The organism is Alteribacillus iranensis (assembly GCF_900113025.1).
Classification (GTDB): Bacteria; Bacillota; Bacilli; order Bacillales; family Marinococcaceae; genus Alteribacillus_A; species Alteribacillus_A iranensis.
The window spans coordinates 136,262-152,740 of record NZ_FONT01000006.1; the positions used below are offsets into that span (position 1 = coordinate 136,262).

Consider the following 16,479-nt stretch of genomic DNA (forward strand, 5'->3'; position numbering starts at 1 on the left):
AAAGGAGGGAAAGTCAATGAAAAATTGGCTTCAATTACTATTAGTGTTCGCGCTCGTTTTATTGTTAGCAGCGTGCGGCGGGCAGGAAGATTCTGCAGAGGAAAATGCGGAAAATGACAATACCGAGCAAACATCAGAAACAACCGACCAAGAAGGCGCTTCAGAAGAAAATACAACATTAACAGTAGGTGCCTCTAATGTACCGCATGCAGAGATTTTAGAATTTGCAACAGACCTCCTAGCCGAGGAAGGTATTGATTTACAAATAGAAACGTTTAACGACTATGTTATCCCTAACCAAGCGTTATCTGAAGAAGAGATCGATGCTAATTACTTTCAGCATATACCTTACCTGGAAGGCCAAATCGAAGAGCATGGGTATGACTTTGTGAATGCTGGCGGTGTTCATATTGAGCCAATAGGTGTATATTCTCAAGAATACGGCAGTCTTGATGAGCTTCCAGACGGTGCTGAAGTATTAATGAGCAGTTCCGTTGCTGATCACGGACGAATTCTTATGATGCTCGAGGAAGAAGGTCTTATTACATTAGACGAAGAAGTGGATGGCGTGAATGCCACCATTGAAGATATTGTAGAAAACCCGAAAAATCTTGAATTTACCGCTAATATCGAACCAGCAATGCTCCTGCAAGCTTATCAAAATGGTGAAGGAGATGCTGTTCTGATTAACTCTAACTTCGCTATTGATAATGGGTTGGATCCGCAGGAAGACTCTATTACACTTGAAAGCGGGGAAGATAACCCTTATGTAAATATCATTGCGGTACGCAGTGGTGATGAGAACAATGAAGAAATTCAAACGTTGCTAGAAGTTTTGCGTTCAGATGAAGTAAAGACCTTTATTGAAGAAGAATATGAGGGTGCCGTTTTACCTGTGTCAAGTGATGCAGAGACATCTGATGACCAATAAAACGAATAAGTCAGTCCAGGGATTTTCCTTGGGCTGTTTTTTGTTGTTTATAAGAGGTATTCACTTGTGAGTAACTTCTGCGAGTAGGACGTTTTCTCTCTTAGCAGAAGATCAACCATGGAGGTGTGAGGTGTTAACAGAAGTACTCGAACATAGTCGGACATCCTTAATACTTGCGCTTTTTATTGTTGTCAAGCTTGTAATTGAATACTGAATGGGTTAGGTCTTCTTTTCGCATAATAGAAATGAAAACGAAAGGGGGAGCCTGATGTCAGAACAACCAAGTAATGATTCATTTATCCAAGAAGCGTTACAGGATTATAAAGATGGGTTGAAACGATTTTCAGAAAAAGTGCCGCACTTGGCGCGCAAATATCATGCGTTTACGGATGCGTGTTTTGCCAGTGGCTCATTATCCAAAAAGGAAAAACAAATGATCGCACTAGGTATAAGCATATTTTCGCAAGATGAGTATTGTATTATATTCCATACAAAAGGTTGTTTGGATGAAGGATGTTCAGAAAAGGAGATCTTGGAAGCAGTTGGTGTCGCTGCTGCTTTTGGAGGGGGAGCCGCTGTAAGTCAAGCTGTAACTCTTGTCCAGGATGCAGTTAATGAATTTGAGAGTGAAAGTTCAGACCGTTCATCATGAGGATTTTGGAGCATATGTAAGAAATTATAAATGAGATAGACGCTGTGGTTTTATATCCTTTCTGAGAAAACTTTATTATTAAATATCAAACTGTATCCGTTTTGTTGCAGTGGGATATTAATGATAAAGTTATACATGTGTTAAACACACAGAAAGGATGGATTAATTATCCACGACATTAAAAACAGTTATACGGATGCGATGGAAAAGGCCATGCAACAGAACCACGGATTTGGTTACGCGGAGTATAACAGGAGCTTAAAAAAGCGTATGGAAGTAGAAAAGAATCGAGAGTCAGAATACAAAAAGTGCTGCCGTTTAACAGCTGGACTGCAACATGCCTAGTAAATAGCGAAAGGGAATCGTCTCTAAAAATTACTTTTGGGGGCGGTTCCCTTTTATTATGAGTCGTTTTCCACTAACATAAGAAATAGGAAAAAATCTTCTGTTAATAATAGATGAGAGGGATAACAATATAGTAGAAGCTCTTACCTTGAAGTTTATCTGGATTTGTTTTAAGATTGTAATGAGAATAGATTGAGAATAAATAAAGGATGTACTTCGATTCCTTTAATATAAAACACTGGAGGTATTTCACGTATGGCAGTATCGACTCTCAAGATTGAGAATCTTCATGTGGAGATTGATGGATCAGAAATTATTAAAGATTTCAATTTGGAAATAAAGGGTGGAGAAATCCACGCTATCATGGGGCCGAATGGGACAGGGAAATCCACCCTTGCATCAGCGATAATGGGGCACCCACGTTATGATATCACAAAAGGAAATGTATGGCTCGATGGAGAAAACGTTCTTGAAATGGATGTAGATGAACGTGCGAAGGCTGGTCTGTTTTTGGCTATGCAATATCCTAGTGAGATTAGCGGAGTGACTAATTCTGACTTTATGAGATCAGCTATTAATGCGAAACGGGAAGAGGGTAATGAAATTTCCCTAATGAAATTTATTCGTAAAATGGATGCAAAGATGGATGCATTGGAGATGGATCAATCTTTTTCACAGCGTTATCTTAACGAAGGATTTTCCGGCGGTGAGAAAAAACGCAATGAAATTTTACAGTTACTTATGCTGGAACCAAAGTTTGCGATTTTAGATGAGATTGACTCTGGACTTGATATTGATGCTCTAAAAGTAGTTTCAAACGGTGTCAATGACATGAGAAGCCCGGATTTTGGATGCTTAATTATCACTCACTATCAGCGTCTTTTGAATTACATTACACCAGACAAAGTGCATGTGATGATGCAAGGACGTATCGTTAAATCTGGAGGAGCAGAGTTAGCTCAACGCTTAGAAGAAGAAGGCTACGACTGGATAAAAGAAGAACTAGGCATTGAGAATGAAAAAGTCGGAGAAAAAGAACAAGAAGCATAAGCAAGGAAGGGGGGATATGTCATGGCAACAGAGACGAAGTGGACATTCGATGAAGAATACGTGAAAGACTTTTCCAAACGTCGTGGAGAACCAGAGTGGCTGATGGAGGAGCGTCTGACAGCTATTCGTCTTGCGGATAAGCTAGAACTTCCGAAGCCGGAAAAGACCAATATTAAGACATGGAATTTTACAGAGTTTAAACATGAGACAGAGAATAGCGGCATGGTAAACCAAGTGGAAGAACTTCCTGAAGACGTCCAAAGGCTGATTGACAGCAGCGGCGGAGAACAAAATCTTATTGTGTTTCGGGATGGTAAACCTTTGTATCGTTCTGTCCATGAACGTCTACAACAACAAGGTGTTGTCTTCGTTGATATTGAGACTGCTGCAAAAGAACACAGTGAGCTGTTGAAACAATATTTTATGGGGAAAGCTGTGAAAGTAGACGAACATCGTTTAAACGCATTGCATGTAGCACTGTTGAATGGTGGAGTGTTTGTCTATGTGCCGAAGAATGTCCAAGTAGAGGCGCCGTTACAAACGGTTTATTTACAGGAAGACCCGGAAGCTGCATTATTTAACCATGTTATTATTGCTGCAGAAGATAACAGCCAATTAACTTACTTGGAAAACTATATCTCTTCTGAGAAAGAAAAAGGATCCGTTGCTAATATTGTCTCTGAAGTGTATGCAGGACAAGGAGCAAAAGTTTCTTACGGAGGGGTAGATCACTTTGAAAAAGGGATTACAACCTACGTAAGTCGACGGGGATATGTAGAAAAAGACGGTAGAATTGAATGGGCTCTTGGTCAAATGAATGAAGGAAATACAGTATCTGATAATACTACTGTACTGTACGGAGACGGTTCTAGCGCTGATGCGAAGTCGGTGACAATCGGCCGAGGCGAGCAAAGCCAGAATTTTGTCACGCATATCAATCACTATGGAAAGCATTCGGATGGCCAGATCCTCACCCATGGGGTCATGAAAGACAAGGCATCCTCTATCTTTAATGGTGTTTCTAAGATAGAGAAAGGTGCTTCCAAATCAAATGGTGAGCAGACGGAGCGAGTCCTTATGCTTAGCGAAAGGGCACGTGGCGATGCTAACCCTATTCTTTTAATTGATGAGGATGACGTGACAGCAGGACACGCGGCATCTGTTGGTCGTATCGATCCGATGCAAATGTTTTATTTAATGAGCCGCGGCTTGTCTGAAACAGAAGCACAACGCCTGATTATCCATGGCTTTTTGGCGCCTGTCGTGAATCAGTTACCTATTAAAGCTGTAAAAGAACGATTGACGGAAGTCATTGAAAGGAAAGTCTATTAATGGATGTTAAAGAAATCCGTAAACAATTTCCGATACTCGATCAAGAAGTCAATGGAAAACCGCTAGTCTACCTTGATAGTGCAGCGACATCACAAAAGCCAGTGCAGGTTATTGAAGCCGTTAACGATTATTACCGGCGTTACAACTCTAATGTCCATCGTGGCGTGCATACATTAGGAAGTCTTGCTACAGATGCATATGAAGGGGCGCGTGAAAAAGTACGCTCCTTTCTACATGCTTCCAGCACGCAAGAGATTATTTTCACTCGTGGAACAACAACGGCGATAAATATGGTTGCCGCGAGCTATGGGCATACTAACTTGGAGGAAGGCGATGAAATTGTTCTGACACCAATGGAGCATCACAGTAACATCATTCCGTGGCAGCAAGCAGCAAAAGCCACGGGTGCTCAATTAAAGTATATACCTTTGCAGGAAGATGGAACTGTTTCCATAGAGGATGTAAGAAATACCTTGACATCCAACACTAAGATTGTAGCGATTGCACACGTATCCAATGTTCTTGGCACTGTTAACCCGGTAAAAGAAATTACAAAGCTTGCTCATGAACATGGAGCCGTTACTGTTATTGATGGTGCACAAAGCACTCCACACATGAAAGTAGATGTTCAGGAGCTGGACTGCGATTTCTTTGCTTTTTCGGCCCATAAAATGAGCGGACCGACTGGTACGGGAGTATTGTATGGAAAGAAACACTTGTTAGAAAAGATGGAACCAGTGGAATTCGGTGGCGAAATGATTGACTTTGTAGATCTTTATGACTCTACTTGGAAAGAACTGCCTTGGAAGTTTGAAGGCGGGACTCCAATCATTGCTGGCGCTGTTGGATTGGGAGCTGCCATCGATTTCTTAGAAGAAATAGGTATGGATCAGATTGAAGCGCACGAATCACATCTTGCTGATTATGCTATGAAAAAAATGCAAGAAGTAGAAGGACTTTCTATATATGGTCCTGAAAAGAGGGCGGGACTCATTACATTTAATATGGATACTGTTCACCCTCATGATGTGGCGACCGTACTAGACTCTGAAGGTATTGCTGTAAGGGCCGGTCATCATTGTGCACAGCCCCTTATGAAATGGCTTGATGTAACAGCGACGGCCCGAGCAAGTTTCTATCTTTATAATACGATTGAGGAGATTGATAAACTAACGGAGGGTTTAATAAAAACAAAGGAGTATTTCGGCGATGTCTTTGCATAGCAACAATCTAGACACTCTCTATCGTCAGGTTATTATGGATCACTATAAAAACCCCCGTAACCGCGGTGAGTTGGAGGATGAAACGTTACATGTGAACATGAATAACCCGACTTGTGGAGATCGAATTCAATTACAGTTAAAAGTGGAAGAGGGAAAAATTGCAGACGCGAAGTTCGTTGGGGAAGGATGTTCCATCAGCCTGTCATCAGCTTCCATGATGACAGATGCAGTAAAGGGACTTCCAATAGATGACGCTTTGGAAATGTCAAACATTTTTTCTCTTATGATGCAAGGGGAAGACTACGATGATGAGAAGTTCGACCTTGGAGACATTGAAGCACTTCAGGGGGTAACTAAGTTTCCAGCCCGTATAAAATGTGCTACACTAGCATGGAAGGCCATGGAGAAAGGACTTCATGAAGAAGAAAGTTAGAAGTGTCGACAACCACTTTTGTAACCAGGGATATCTGGATCTTAGTGAAAGAGTCATCCAGCATGGAAAGAAGGCTGGCTCAGGATTAATCCTATAAGGAGGTCATTCACATGGCTAAAAAAATGCCGGAAATCGGTGAATATCAATATGGTTTTCACGACAAGGACGTATCAATTTTCCGCTCTGAACGTGGACTGACTGAAAACGTTGTTCGTGAGATTTCTAAAATCAAAGAAGAGCCGGAGTGGATGCTTGATTTTCGCCTCAAGTCCCTTCGATTATTCTATAAAATGTCAATGCCGCAATGGGGCGGTGACTTGACTGGCTTGCACTTTGACGATATCACGTATTACGTAAAGCCTTCTGAGCGTTCCGAAAAATCCTGGGATGAAGTTCCAGAAGAAATTAAAAATACGTTTGATAAGTTAGGGATTCCAGAAGCAGAACAGAAGTATTTAGCAGGTGTTTCAGCACAGTATGAATCTGAAGTGGTATATCACAACATGCAAGAAGACCTTGAAAAACAAGGAATTGTCTTTAAAGATACGGACAGTGCTTTGAAGGAAAATGAAGACTTGTTTAGAGAACATTTTGGAACAGTCATTCCTCCATCTGACAACAAGTTTTCAGCTTTGAATTCCGCAGTATGGTCTGGCGGCTCATTTATCTACGTTCCAAAAGGTGTAAAGACAGATACACCTCTACAGGCGTACTTCCGTATTAACTCAGAGAATATGGGACAGTTTGAGCGTACGCTTATTATTGCGGATGAAGACAGTTCCGTCCATTATGTAGAAGGCTGTACGGCTCCAGTTTATTCAACAGACTCTTTGCATAGTGCGGTTGTGGAAATCATCGTGAAGAAGAATGCCTATTGCCGTTATACTACCATCCAAAACTGGGCTCCTAATATCTACAACCTTGTTACAAAGCGTGCCGTTGCAGATGAAGGAGCAACAATGGAATGGGTAGACGGAAATATTGGCTCAAAACTTACGATGAAATACCCATCGGTTATCATGCGTGGTCCTGGAGCGAAAGGAACTATTCTTTCTATAGCTATTGCAGGAAAAGGACAACATCAGGATGCGGGAGCCAAAGTCATGCATCTTGCACCGAATTGTTCCTCGACTATCGTTTCAAAATCGATTTCTAAGCATGGCGGGAAAGTGACGTATCGTGGTATTGCTCATTTTGGACGTAAAGCAGATGGTTCAAAAGCGAATATTGAATGTGACACCCTGATCATGGATAACCAGTCTACGTCTGACACTATACCGTACAATGAAATCTTCAATAACAATATTACTCTTGAGCATGAGGCTACGGTATCCAAGGTATCGGAGGAACAACTCTTTTACCTGATGAGCCGTGGTGTATCGGAAGAAGAAGCAACAGAGATGATTGTTATGGGATTCATTGAACCGTTTACGAAAGAACTTCCAATGGAATACGCGGTAGAAATGAACCGCTTAATTCGTTTTGAAATGGAAGGATCGATCGGCTAAGCTGTAAGTGACAGAAAGCCATAAAAGCGAACCCTGTAACCTGGGTTCGCTTTTTGTGCTACACATGCATGTGAGTTTGCCGAAAGAGGATCCTCTCGATTTGTTATCTAACCTATACATAGTAAGGAGAGGAAAAGCTCATGATTGAGGTAGGTCTGACCGGCTGGGGGGATCATGATTATATATACCCTCCTGGAACACGGCCAGGGGAGAAGTTAGAAGTATACAGCAGTCATTTTCCAATAGTAGAGGTCGATGCTTCTTTTTATGCTGTTCAGCCGGTAAAAAATTATAAAAAGTGGATCGACCAAACCCCGGAACGCTTTTCATTTATTGTCAAAGCGTATCAAGGGATCACCGGACATCAACGAGGTGAAATACCGTTTTCTTCCATTCATGAGATGTTTAAGGCATACGTAGAATCGGTTAAAGAAGTGAAAGAATCGAATAAATTAGGCATGATTTTATGTCAGTTCCCTCCGTGGTTTGATTGTACAAAAGAAAATGTAGCTTACTTACGGTTTGTTCGAGAAAAGTTAGCTGCGTTTCCATGTGCTCTAGAGTTTCGGCACCAATCATGGTTTTCACCAGAATTAAAAGATAAAACCCTACAGTTTATGAAAGAAGAAGAATGGATTCACAGTATATGTGATGAACCGCAAATAGAAGAAGGATCTGTTCCTATGGTTTTACACCCCACTCATGATAACAAGACTCTAGTACGACTGCATGGGAGAAATAGAGAAGCATGGAAACGTCCAGTAAAAGGAAAAAAATGGCGAGAAGTACGTTACTTATATGATTATTCAACAGAAGAGTTGAGAGATTGCTTTGAAAAAATAAGAGGACTGGAAAATCATTCTCGAAATGTTTACGTCCTATTTAATAACAATTCAGGTGGGCATGCTGCCCCGAATGCAAAACAATTTTTAAAATTGGCAGGTATTTCATACGAAGGCTTGGCTCCTAGGCAAATCTCCTTATTCGATGATGATTTGGAAACCTAGTATAATGAAAACGTGGTGGTACAAAACGTTCAAAGGCGGTGCAGGCATTGTCTTCTGTCATACCCATTAATTTATACCATACGAATGATCTACACAGTGATTTAAATCAATGGCCGTCAGCGGTAAATTATATAAAAAAGAGACGGGAATTCCACACAAGAAAAAATGAGACCTCCTTTTATTTTGATTTAGGAGATCATGCGGATTTAGTTCACCCCATTACTGAGGCTACAAAGGGTAAAGGGAATGTAGAGCTGATGAATGAGGCGGGAGTACAGCATGCAACGATTGGAAACAATGAAGGAATTACCTTAAAGAAAGAAGAGCTTCAATCGCTATATGAAAATGCAACATTTAAAGTGCTTCTCGCCAACTTGTTTGATGACAAAGGTGATATGCCAGATTGGGCATTACCATATGACATCGTTGAGACAAAGGAAGGAATTAAGATCGGGTTGCTTGGGGTAACCATCCCTTTTTATCCATTTTATAAAGGGTTAGGTTGGGATATTAAAGACCCTTATGAAGTGTTGCCTAGCATTCTTAGAGAAGTTAGAGCAAAAGCAGACGTGGTTGTTTTATTATCCCATCTTGGGTATCCGCAAGACGAAGAAATTGCCCGCCAGTTTAATGAAATTGATGTCATTTTAGGGGCGCATACCCACCACCTCCTTAAATCTTCAGTACTAGTAAATGATACACTGATTGCTCAATGTGGAAAAAGCAGTTATTATGTTGGTCGGGTGGAAATATGGGTGGATAAAGAGTCAAAAAAGGTAATGAAAAAAACCGGATCAGCTGTGGACGTGAGCAGGGAAAGACCTTCAGCAGAAACAGTGTCTCTTGTTCAACAATTACGACAGGAAGCAGAAGAAGCATTAGACGAAACGGTTGCTGTTTTACCTGAATCATTGTCTATTTCTTGGAGTGAACCATCTTTTTTTGCAGATATGTTAACTGAAGGGCTGAGACATTGGTGTAAAGCAGATATTGCTATGTTAAATTCAGGATTGATACTTGAACCGCTCGTCCCGGGGCGGGTGACCAAAAAAGATATTCACCGTATATGTCCTCATCCTATCAATCCATGTGTCGTTCAGGTGAAAGGGTCTGTATTAAAGGAAACCATTGCTGCTGCTTTTACCGAAAAAATGATAGACCTGCCGCTAAAAGGATTTGGATTTCGCGGTCATCAGTTAGGAAGAATGGCATTTTCAGGAATAGAAGCAACTTTTGGCGGGAATAGTAAGGAATCGGTGAGGGAAGTATTTATTCATGGGAAGCCAATTATACTGGATGAGACATATGAACTCGCCACCGCAGATATGTTCACTTTTGGCTCTCTATATCCAGGCTTGGCACAAAGCGCACCAAAGAAATATTTTATGCCTGAAACGATTCGTGATATTCTCACATATATACTAAAAAAATATTATCCGATATCTTCTCATACGGGCAACTAACCTTCCATTCTTCTCCGGTCATCATATAATGAAATGAAAAATGGAGAAGAAGGAGGGGTATCCATGATGAGAATGGAGCCTTTATTACTCCAAGATAAGATGTTTAAATGTATGACAATAGAACTTCCTGAAACAACATTATTAATTGTTTCAGGAAGCAAAGGCTATATTATGTGCGGTGCCTTAGATATTGATGTTTTAAATACAAAATGGCCAAAACGAAAGATCGCTGCCGCCCGAGCGTTAGGAGTTCGAACAATGGAACAGCTTCTTGACGCACCGCTAGAATCCGTGACAAAAGCTGCTGAAGAATTGGGTGTTGTGAAAGGTATGTCCGGTAGAGAAGCCTTACTGCGGATGGCATAATTGGTCGAGTGGTTGTTATGCCCTCAATAAGGGAAAACAACCACTTTCTTTTTTGCGTGAAGGAGATGAGATTTTGTATAATACAAGGTATGATTGTAACGGAAAGGGGCGAATAAAATGGAGCAATATCTTAATTTATGTAAACATATTTTAGAAAATGGCTCGGAAAAGAATGACCGAACTGGCACAGGTACGATTAGCACATTCGGTTGGCAGATGCGGTTTAACTTAGAAGATGGCTTTCCCCTTCTAACGACAAAGAAACTCCATGTACGGTCGATTATCCATGAGCTGTTATGGTTTCTGCAGGGGGACACGAATATAAAGTATTTACAGGATAATAAGGTAAGAATTTGGAATGAATGGGCAGACGAAAATGGAGATTTAGGCCCTGTGTATGGGAAGCAGTGGCGCTCTTGGGAAGGTGCAGATGGCACGACAGTTGATCAAATTTCGGATGTCATACATGAAATTAAAACGAACCCTGATTCCAGACGTCTTATTGTTAGTGCGTGGAATGCTGCAGAAATAAAAGATATGGCCCTGGCCCCTTGTCATTGTCTGTTTCAATTTTACGTGAATGACGGGAAGTTATCTTTGCAGTTGTACCAAAGAAGTGCTGATGTTTTCCTCGGTGTCCCGTTCAACATTGCTTCGTATGCTTTACTTACTAAAATGATAGCTCAAGTATGTGGGCTTAGGGCACATGAGTTTGTACATACTTTTGGAGATGCCCATATCTATTTAAATCATATAGAGCAAGTGAAACAGCAAATAAAAAGAACACCGAGATCTTTACCTGAGATGAAGATAAATGAAGACATTACTTCCATTTTTGATTTCACAATAAATGATTTTGAGTTAGTTGGGTATGATCCTCATCCCCACATTAAAGGAGAAGTATCCGTATGATATCTTTTATCGCAGCAATGGACGAGAATAGAGTCATTGGAAAAGACAATCAACTCCCATGGTATCTTCCTGCTGATTTAAAGCACTTTAAATCAGTAACGAACGGGCACCCAATTGTAATGGGACGAAAAACCTTTGAGTCGATTGGTCGACCTCTTCCTGGCAGACGTAATATAATTGTGACGAGTAACCGTGATTATCACCCAGAAGGTTGTGAAGTCATTCATTCGGTAGAAGAATTATCTACCTACAAAGATGTTACGGAGGAAGTCTTTGTTATTGGGGGAGAAACTCTCTTTCAACAGGCATTCCCACTAGCGGAACGATTGTATGTAACTATTATTCATGAAACATTTACGGGAGACACGTTTTTTCCGCATTGGAAAGAGGACGAATGGCACATCGTTGAAAAGCGCGAAGGAAAAGTGGATGAGAAAAATAAATTTCCTCATACGTATTTAACGTTAGAGAAAATAAAGTAAGAAGGCGTGAACCTGTTTTTCTTTGCATAGTTATTAATAAGGCAAAGAAGGGCGGGTTTTTTTATGAAAAAATACGGTCTTTTTTCAAAGCGATTTGTACGGAAAAAAGGCCCACTCCCTTTACGCTATGTCTTTATTATCTCTCTACTTTTTTTTATCCTATTTACGGTTCAAGGCATTTGGCTAATTGACCAACGAATACGTCCAGCACTGATGACGATTGCAGAAATGGAAACTCAAAAAGTAGCAGTGCATGCTATTCAAGAGGCAATAACTGGTGACGTATTACAAGAAATAGACGTAGACGATATGGTTCATATTGAGCGTAATAGTAATGGGCATGTGACATCGGTTAATTTTAATTCTACTCTGTATAACCATGTATTGGCGGAAACTATTGAACGAGTCCATTATTACTTAAAAAATGTAGAAGCTGGTGTACAAGAAGATGGCATGGCGGATCTTCCTCCACAGGAAAAACAACCAAAGGACCAAATCATCCATTTTATCCCTTTGGGCCAGGCAACAAATAATGCCCTACTGGCACAACTAGGACCGAAAATTCCAGTGACGTTTAGTACAATTGGGGACGTAAAGCCAGAAATTAATGAGTCGATCGAAGAAGCAGGCATTAATAATACGTATTTACGAGTGGCAATTGAAATCGAAGTGGATATAAGAATTTATATTCCGTTTGCCACGGAAAAATCCACTGTCTCAACTACTGTTCCATTAGGAATCGTGTTTATATCAGGGGAAGTTCCGGACTATTACAGTTCGGGAGGAGAAGGGCCAGGGCTGTCCATCTTACCAGAAAGTGAATTAGAAAAAATGAGAGAGAAAAATAAAGAAGACTAGGCGCTCGTATATTGGGGAGAATATCTATAAAAATCGATATGTTAAAATATTCTTTTGACATAATACAATTTAATAATTATAATAGTTTATTGGATTCTTCATTTATTATCTGAATATTCTTCACAAGAAAGGAGCTACAATATGAGCATGAAAGAGCAGTGGGGGACCCGGGCAGGTTTTATTATGGCCGCCGTTGGTTCTGCCGTTGGATTAGGTAATATTTGGCGTTTTCCAGCAACAGCGTATGAAAATGGCGGGGGAGCCTTTTTCATTCCATATTTGTTTGCGTTGTTGACCGCCGGTATTCCCTTGTTAATTTTGGAATTTACGATAGGGCATAAGTACAGAGGCTCGTCCCCTCTCAACTTTTCAAGGATGAACAAAAAATCAGAATGGATCGGCTGGTGGGGAGTTATTATCGCTTTCGTCATCTCCACCTATTATTCCGTCATTATCGCTTGGGCTATTTCCTATAGTTTCTTTTCCTTGAATCAGGCATGGGGGGAGGACACGGAAGGATTTTTATTTAATAACTATTTACAGATCGCTGAAGCAGAAGGGCAAATGGGTGGTCTAGTTCCGTCTGTACTCATTCCACTTATTATCGTGTGGGCCATCGCTTTGGGAGTATTGTTCCGAGGAGTTCAAAAAGGAATTGAAATGGCGAATCGGATATTTATTCCTACCTTAGTCATTATATTTTTGATCATTGTTATACGGGCGGTTACACTTCCTGGCGCCGCGGATGGTTTGCAGGCATTTTTCCAGCCTGATTTTAATGCCATTTTTTCAGGAGAAGTATGGGTTGCGGCCTACGGACAAATATTCTTTAGTTTATCCATCGCTTTTGCCATTATGATCACTTATTCAAGTTACTTACCTAAGAAGGCGGATATCACAAACAACGCATTTATCACTGGGTTTAGTAATTCGAGCTTTGAACTGCTTGCGGGCATAGGGGTGTTTGCAGCTTTAGGTTTTATGGCCTCTCAAGCAGGTGTAGGAGTTGAAGAAGTAGTTGCAGGCGGTGTTGGTCTTGCCTTTGTTGTGTTCCCGCAAATCATTAATGAATTCCCGGCACTAAGCGGTTTGTTTGGGTTTTTATTCTTCGTTTCTCTTGTGTTGGCGGGATTATCGTCTTTAATTTCCATTTCCGAAACCTACGTGAAAGGTTTTGCGGAAAAGTTTGGGCTTTCACGTAAAGCTTCTGTTGCCATTGGAGGCGGCATAGCAGCAGTCATCTCTTTACTTTACGCTACGAATGGCGGCTTGTACTTCCTAGATACGATAGACTACTTTATCAATCAATTTGGAGTGGCACTTGTCGGTTTGATCGAAGTAGTAGCTATTGCGTGGTTTATGAGAAAGCTTGGGCCTTTGAGTCAACATGCGAATCGTACGTCTGATATTCAGATCGGTACGTTCTGGAAAGTGTGTCTTGGTTTGATCACACCACTTGTACTCGGTTATATGATGTTCGATTTATTCCGTCAAAACTTGTTGCGTCAGTTTGATACACCTACCGGTAACTATGAAGGATACTCTGACGTGTTTATTACGTATAGCGGTTGGGGTGTAGCCTTCCTGGTTTTCCTAATAGGGGTCATACTAACGGTCATTCGCTGGAAGAATAAACGAGGAACCGATGACTACAAGGAGGCGTTATAATATGACAGCTAGCGCTATAGCCATGATGATTATTGGAATGATCATCATTTGGGGTGGAATGATCTCGAGCATGGTATACGCAAGGCAAGTTTCAAAACAAAAAAATAAACAATAAATTTATAGTACAAAGAGCTGAGCTGTTCCTGCTCAGCTCTTTGCTTTTTCTTTTCTTTCCCAAGATTTTAAAGATGGATAAGGGTCATATGACCATTCGCTGTAACCGTTATCTCTATACAAACCGTAGTGCAAGTGAGGGGGGAATTTTCCTTCTGTGCCGGGTTTTCCATAACCGGAGCTGCCGACATAGCCGATTACCTCACCTGGAGCAACGATATTACCGACATCAAGATCTTCTTCAAAACTACTTAAATGAGCATAATAATGATACGTGTTGGATAAATCACGAATGCCTACACGCCACCCTCCGTATTTATTCCATCCTTTTAACTCCACAATACCGTAAGATGTAGCTCGGACTGGAGTGCGGTAGTCCGCAAAAATATCTGTACCTTCATGAATTCTCCGTCCGCCCCATCCGCGTCTGTCCCCCCAAGTGTTGTTGTAACTATAGTTGTATTGAAGCGGGACTGGAAAAGCATGTTCAGATTCTAAATCAATACGGCCATATTTCTTAAAAATACGAGCATGCCCATTGATAATATTAACTGCTTGGTCGCGATGATAGTATTCCCATAACCCAATTTTAACGTTTTCGTCGTCGTGACCGAATCGTCCTAAGTAATTGGCGAATGTAAACAAGACATCTTCATCATTATGAATAGATGCTTTTCCGTCGCCATTACCATCAAGCCCGACGCCCCCAAATATAGAAATAACTGAAGGATTGTCTGATGTTAAATTAGGATTTAAAGGTCCTGCCCATTCTTTTGGGGAAAAGTAAATGCTTATAAGACCTTCTGCCGCATCGCGATCTTTTCGTGCATTCCGAATGCCGCGTTCGTAAGCATCCGCTCCTGCTAGCCAATACCAAGGAACATGAGTGACAGCTTCCATTTTTTTGTATAATTGTAGGCGTTCTTGATATTTCTCTTGTTGTGAAAGATCTTCCTCCGCCTGAACGGACACGTTAGAGATGAATAAAGTTATGATAGTCATCACTGCAATCATCGATTTTTTCCGTATTTGCATTCTCACTCGCCCTTTGCTTTCTTTTTACTAACCTTAGTGTGAACTTCCTTTCCGCTTTTAATAAAGACAATGATTGGAAACAAACGACTTGGTGTTAAAGGAAAGACATGTTAAAGTAAGATATAAAAGCAATACATAGCAGCAGGGGATTCTTCAAACCTGTATATGAATTGGAGTGAGATGGTTGGCTAAAACAGAGGAGTACCTTCGTAAGCCCGACTGGCTAAAAATAAAGTTAAATACAAATGAGTCCTATAAAGGTCTGAAAAAAATGATGAGGGAGAAAAATCTTCATACGGTATGTGAAGAAGCAAGATGTCCCAACATACATGAGTGCTGGGCTGAGAGAAAAACAGCCACCTTTATGATTTTAGGAGATGTTTGTACACGAGGCTGCCGCTTTTGTGCGGTGAAAACGGGACTGCCGAATGAACTGGACTGGCAAGAACCGGAACGGGTAGCAGAATCAGTAGAACAAATGGGGCTTAAACATGTAGTTATCACGGCAGTAGCAAGAGACGATTTGAAAGACGGCGGGGCTGCTGTTTTCGCAGAAACGATACGTGCAGTTAGACGTCGTAATCCATTCTGTACAATCGAGGTACTTCCCGCAGACATGATGGGAATTGCTGAAAATATGGAAATTCTTATGGAAGCTCGACCTAACATATTAAATCATAACATTGAAACAGTTAGAAGATTAACTCCAAAAGTTAGAGCGCGCGCGACGTATGATCGATCTCTCCAACTTTTACAGAGATCAAAAGAATTGCATGCAGATATCCCGACAAAATCCAGTCTCATGATTGGATTGGGAGAGACAAAAGAGGAAATTATTGAAACGATGGATGATTTGCGTGCACATGATGTTGATATCATGACGATTGGTCAGTATTTACAGCCTACAAAGAAACACCTTAAAGTTAAGAAGTACTACACACCTGAAGAGTTTGCAGAGCTAAAAGAAATTGCTATGACGAAAGGGTTCAGTCACTGTGAATCAGGTCCCCTTGTTCGCTCTTCTTACCATGCTGACGAGCAAGTGAACGATGCCCAAGTTCTCGAAGAGGCAGAGAAATACAAAAACGCTTAAATAAAAG

Annotated in this window: 17 protein-coding genes; 16 read left to right on the plus strand and 1 reads right to left on the minus strand. The window is 40.9% G+C overall.

The features are described from left to right. The first annotated feature begins 16 nt into the window (after nucleotides 1-16). The 15 genes from BM095_RS13455 to BM095_RS16425 all read left to right on the plus strand — a co-directional run bounded on the left by BM095_RS13455 (nucleotide 17) and on the right by BM095_RS16425 (nucleotide 14,345). Nucleotides 17-931, plus strand: a complete 915-nt coding sequence (locus BM095_RS13455; protein WP_091662866.1) for a MetQ/NlpA family ABC transporter substrate-binding protein — start codon at nucleotides 17-19, stop codon at nucleotides 929-931. A gap of 268 nt (nucleotides 932-1,199) precedes the next feature. Further along, on the plus strand, nucleotides 1,200-1,583 hold the full coding sequence (locus tag BM095_RS13460; RefSeq protein WP_091662869.1) for a carboxymuconolactone decarboxylase family protein: 384 nt from the start codon (nucleotides 1,200-1,202) through the stop codon (nucleotides 1,581-1,583). Nucleotides 1,584-2,183: 600 nt separating this feature from the next. Then, nucleotides 2,184-2,978: a Fe-S cluster assembly ATPase SufC gene (gene sufC / locus BM095_RS13470; RefSeq protein ID WP_091662874.1), complete on the plus strand. Its 795-nt coding sequence runs from the start codon at nucleotides 2,184-2,186 to the stop codon at nucleotides 2,976-2,978. Nucleotides 2,979-2,999: 21 nt separating this feature from the next. Next, nucleotides 3,000-4,310, plus strand: a complete 1,311-nt coding sequence (gene sufD, locus BM095_RS13475; RefSeq protein ID WP_091662876.1) for a Fe-S cluster assembly protein SufD — start codon at nucleotides 3,000-3,002, stop codon at nucleotides 4,308-4,310. Then, nucleotides 4,310-5,533 carry a cysteine desulfurase gene (locus BM095_RS13480; RefSeq protein WP_091662878.1) on the plus strand — a complete coding sequence of 408 codons (1,224 nt, stop codon included), beginning with the start codon at nucleotides 4,310-4,312 and terminating at the stop codon, nucleotides 5,531-5,533. Before sufD ends, BM095_RS13480 begins: the two co-directional genes overlap by 1 nt. Continuing rightward, entirely contained in the window at nucleotides 5,520-5,966 is a 447-nt protein-coding gene (gene sufU, locus BM095_RS13485; RefSeq protein WP_091662881.1) for a Fe-S cluster assembly sulfur transfer protein SufU, read from the plus strand. Before BM095_RS13480 ends, sufU begins: the two co-directional genes overlap by 14 nt. Before the next feature lie 110 nt (nucleotides 5,967-6,076). After that, complete coding sequence (gene sufB, locus BM095_RS13490) at nucleotides 6,077-7,474, plus strand: Fe-S cluster assembly protein SufB (RefSeq protein WP_091662883.1); 1,398 nt, start codon at nucleotides 6,077-6,079, stop codon at nucleotides 7,472-7,474. Nucleotides 7,475-7,614: 140 nt separating this feature from the next. Beyond that, on the plus strand, nucleotides 7,615-8,481 hold the full coding sequence (locus BM095_RS13495; RefSeq protein WP_091662886.1) for a DUF72 domain-containing protein: 867 nt from the start codon (nucleotides 7,615-7,617) through the stop codon (nucleotides 8,479-8,481). Nucleotides 8,482-8,528: 47 nt separating this feature from the next. Then, nucleotides 8,529-9,944: a bifunctional metallophosphatase/5'-nucleotidase gene (locus BM095_RS13500; RefSeq protein WP_091662888.1), complete on the plus strand. Its 1,416-nt coding sequence runs from the start codon at nucleotides 8,529-8,531 to the stop codon at nucleotides 9,942-9,944. A 63-nt stretch (nucleotides 9,945-10,007) separates the two neighbouring features. Further along, nucleotides 10,008-10,310: a YunC family protein gene (locus tag BM095_RS13505; protein ID WP_091662890.1), complete on the plus strand. Its 303-nt coding sequence runs from the start codon at nucleotides 10,008-10,010 to the stop codon at nucleotides 10,308-10,310. A gap of 117 nt (nucleotides 10,311-10,427) precedes the next feature. Next, nucleotides 10,428-11,222 (plus strand): thymidylate synthase, encoded by a 795-nt coding sequence (locus BM095_RS13510; RefSeq protein ID WP_091662893.1) that lies wholly within the window; start codon nucleotides 10,428-10,430, stop codon nucleotides 11,220-11,222. Continuing rightward, entirely contained in the window at nucleotides 11,219-11,704 is a 486-nt protein-coding gene (locus tag BM095_RS13515; RefSeq protein ID WP_091662896.1) for a dihydrofolate reductase, read from the plus strand. Before BM095_RS13510 ends, BM095_RS13515 begins: the two co-directional genes overlap by 4 nt. Nucleotides 11,705-11,767: 63 nt before the next feature. Beyond that, a complete protein-coding gene (gene yunB, locus BM095_RS13520) occupies nucleotides 11,768-12,562 on the plus strand; it encodes a sporulation protein YunB (RefSeq protein ID WP_091662898.1) in 795 nt (264 codons plus the stop codon). Between the two features lie 141 nt (nucleotides 12,563-12,703). After that, entirely contained in the window at nucleotides 12,704-14,230 is a 1,527-nt protein-coding gene (locus BM095_RS13525) for a sodium-dependent transporter (protein ID WP_091662901.1), read from the plus strand. A 1-nt stretch (nucleotide 14,231) separates the two neighbouring features. Then, on the plus strand, nucleotides 14,232-14,345 hold the full coding sequence (locus BM095_RS16425) for a methionine/alanine import family NSS transporter small subunit (RefSeq protein ID WP_143083231.1): 114 nt from the start codon (nucleotides 14,232-14,234) through the stop codon (nucleotides 14,343-14,345). Nucleotides 14,346-14,377: 32 nt separating this feature from the next. On the opposite strand, the gene BM095_RS13530 is transcribed toward BM095_RS16425, so the two are convergent. Further along, nucleotides 14,378-15,379, minus strand: a complete 1,002-nt coding sequence (locus BM095_RS13530; protein WP_177194826.1) for a M23 family metallopeptidase — start codon at nucleotides 15,377-15,379, stop codon at nucleotides 14,378-14,380. A 184-nt stretch (nucleotides 15,380-15,563) separates the two neighbouring features. Here BM095_RS13530 and lipA point away from each other — a divergent pair, with 184 nt between their 5' ends. Further along, nucleotides 15,564-16,472, plus strand: a complete 909-nt coding sequence (lipA, locus tag BM095_RS13535; RefSeq protein ID WP_091662903.1) for a lipoyl synthase — start codon at nucleotides 15,564-15,566, stop codon at nucleotides 16,470-16,472. Nucleotides 16,473-16,479 lie beyond the last annotated feature (7 nt).

Excerpts from the sequence above, each read along its gene's own strand:
- BM095_RS13505 (WP_091662890.1), top strand. The coding sequence starts at position 10,008 with ATGATGAGAATGGAGCCTTTATTACTCCAAGATAAGATGTTTAAATGT.
- yunB (WP_091662898.1), top strand. The coding sequence starts at position 11,768 with ATGAAAAAATACGGTCTTTTTTCAAAGCGATTTGTACGGAAAAAAGGC.
- BM095_RS13455 (WP_091662866.1), top strand. The coding sequence starts at position 17 with ATGAAAAATTGGCTTCAATTACTATTAGTGTTCGCGCTCGTTTTATTG.
- BM095_RS13515 (WP_091662896.1), top strand. The coding sequence starts at position 11,219 with ATGATATCTTTTATCGCAGCAATGGACGAGAATAGAGTCATTGGAAAA.
- BM095_RS16425 (WP_143083231.1), top strand. The coding sequence starts at position 14,232 with ATGACAGCTAGCGCTATAGCCATGATGATTATTGGAATGATCATCATT.
- BM095_RS13530 (WP_177194826.1), bottom strand. The coding sequence starts at position 15,379 with ATGCAAATACGGAAAAAATCGATGATTGCAGTGATGACTATCATAACT.
- BM095_RS13525 (WP_091662901.1), top strand. The coding sequence starts at position 12,704 with ATGAGCATGAAAGAGCAGTGGGGGACCCGGGCAGGTTTTATTATGGCC.
- BM095_RS13495 (WP_091662886.1), top strand. The coding sequence starts at position 7,615 with ATGATTGAGGTAGGTCTGACCGGCTGGGGGGATCATGATTATATATAC.
- sufC (WP_091662874.1), top strand. The coding sequence starts at position 2,184 with ATGGCAGTATCGACTCTCAAGATTGAGAATCTTCATGTGGAGATTGAT.
- BM095_RS13460 (WP_091662869.1), top strand. The coding sequence starts at position 1,200 with ATGTCAGAACAACCAAGTAATGATTCATTTATCCAAGAAGCGTTACAG.
- sufB (WP_091662883.1), top strand. The coding sequence starts at position 6,077 with ATGGCTAAAAAAATGCCGGAAATCGGTGAATATCAATATGGTTTTCAC.
- sufD (WP_091662876.1), top strand. The coding sequence starts at position 3,000 with ATGGCAACAGAGACGAAGTGGACATTCGATGAAGAATACGTGAAAGAC.
- BM095_RS13480 (WP_091662878.1), top strand. The coding sequence starts at position 4,310 with ATGGATGTTAAAGAAATCCGTAAACAATTTCCGATACTCGATCAAGAA.
- sufU (WP_091662881.1), top strand. The coding sequence starts at position 5,520 with ATGTCTTTGCATAGCAACAATCTAGACACTCTCTATCGTCAGGTTATT.
- BM095_RS13510 (WP_091662893.1), top strand. The coding sequence starts at position 10,428 with ATGGAGCAATATCTTAATTTATGTAAACATATTTTAGAAAATGGCTCG.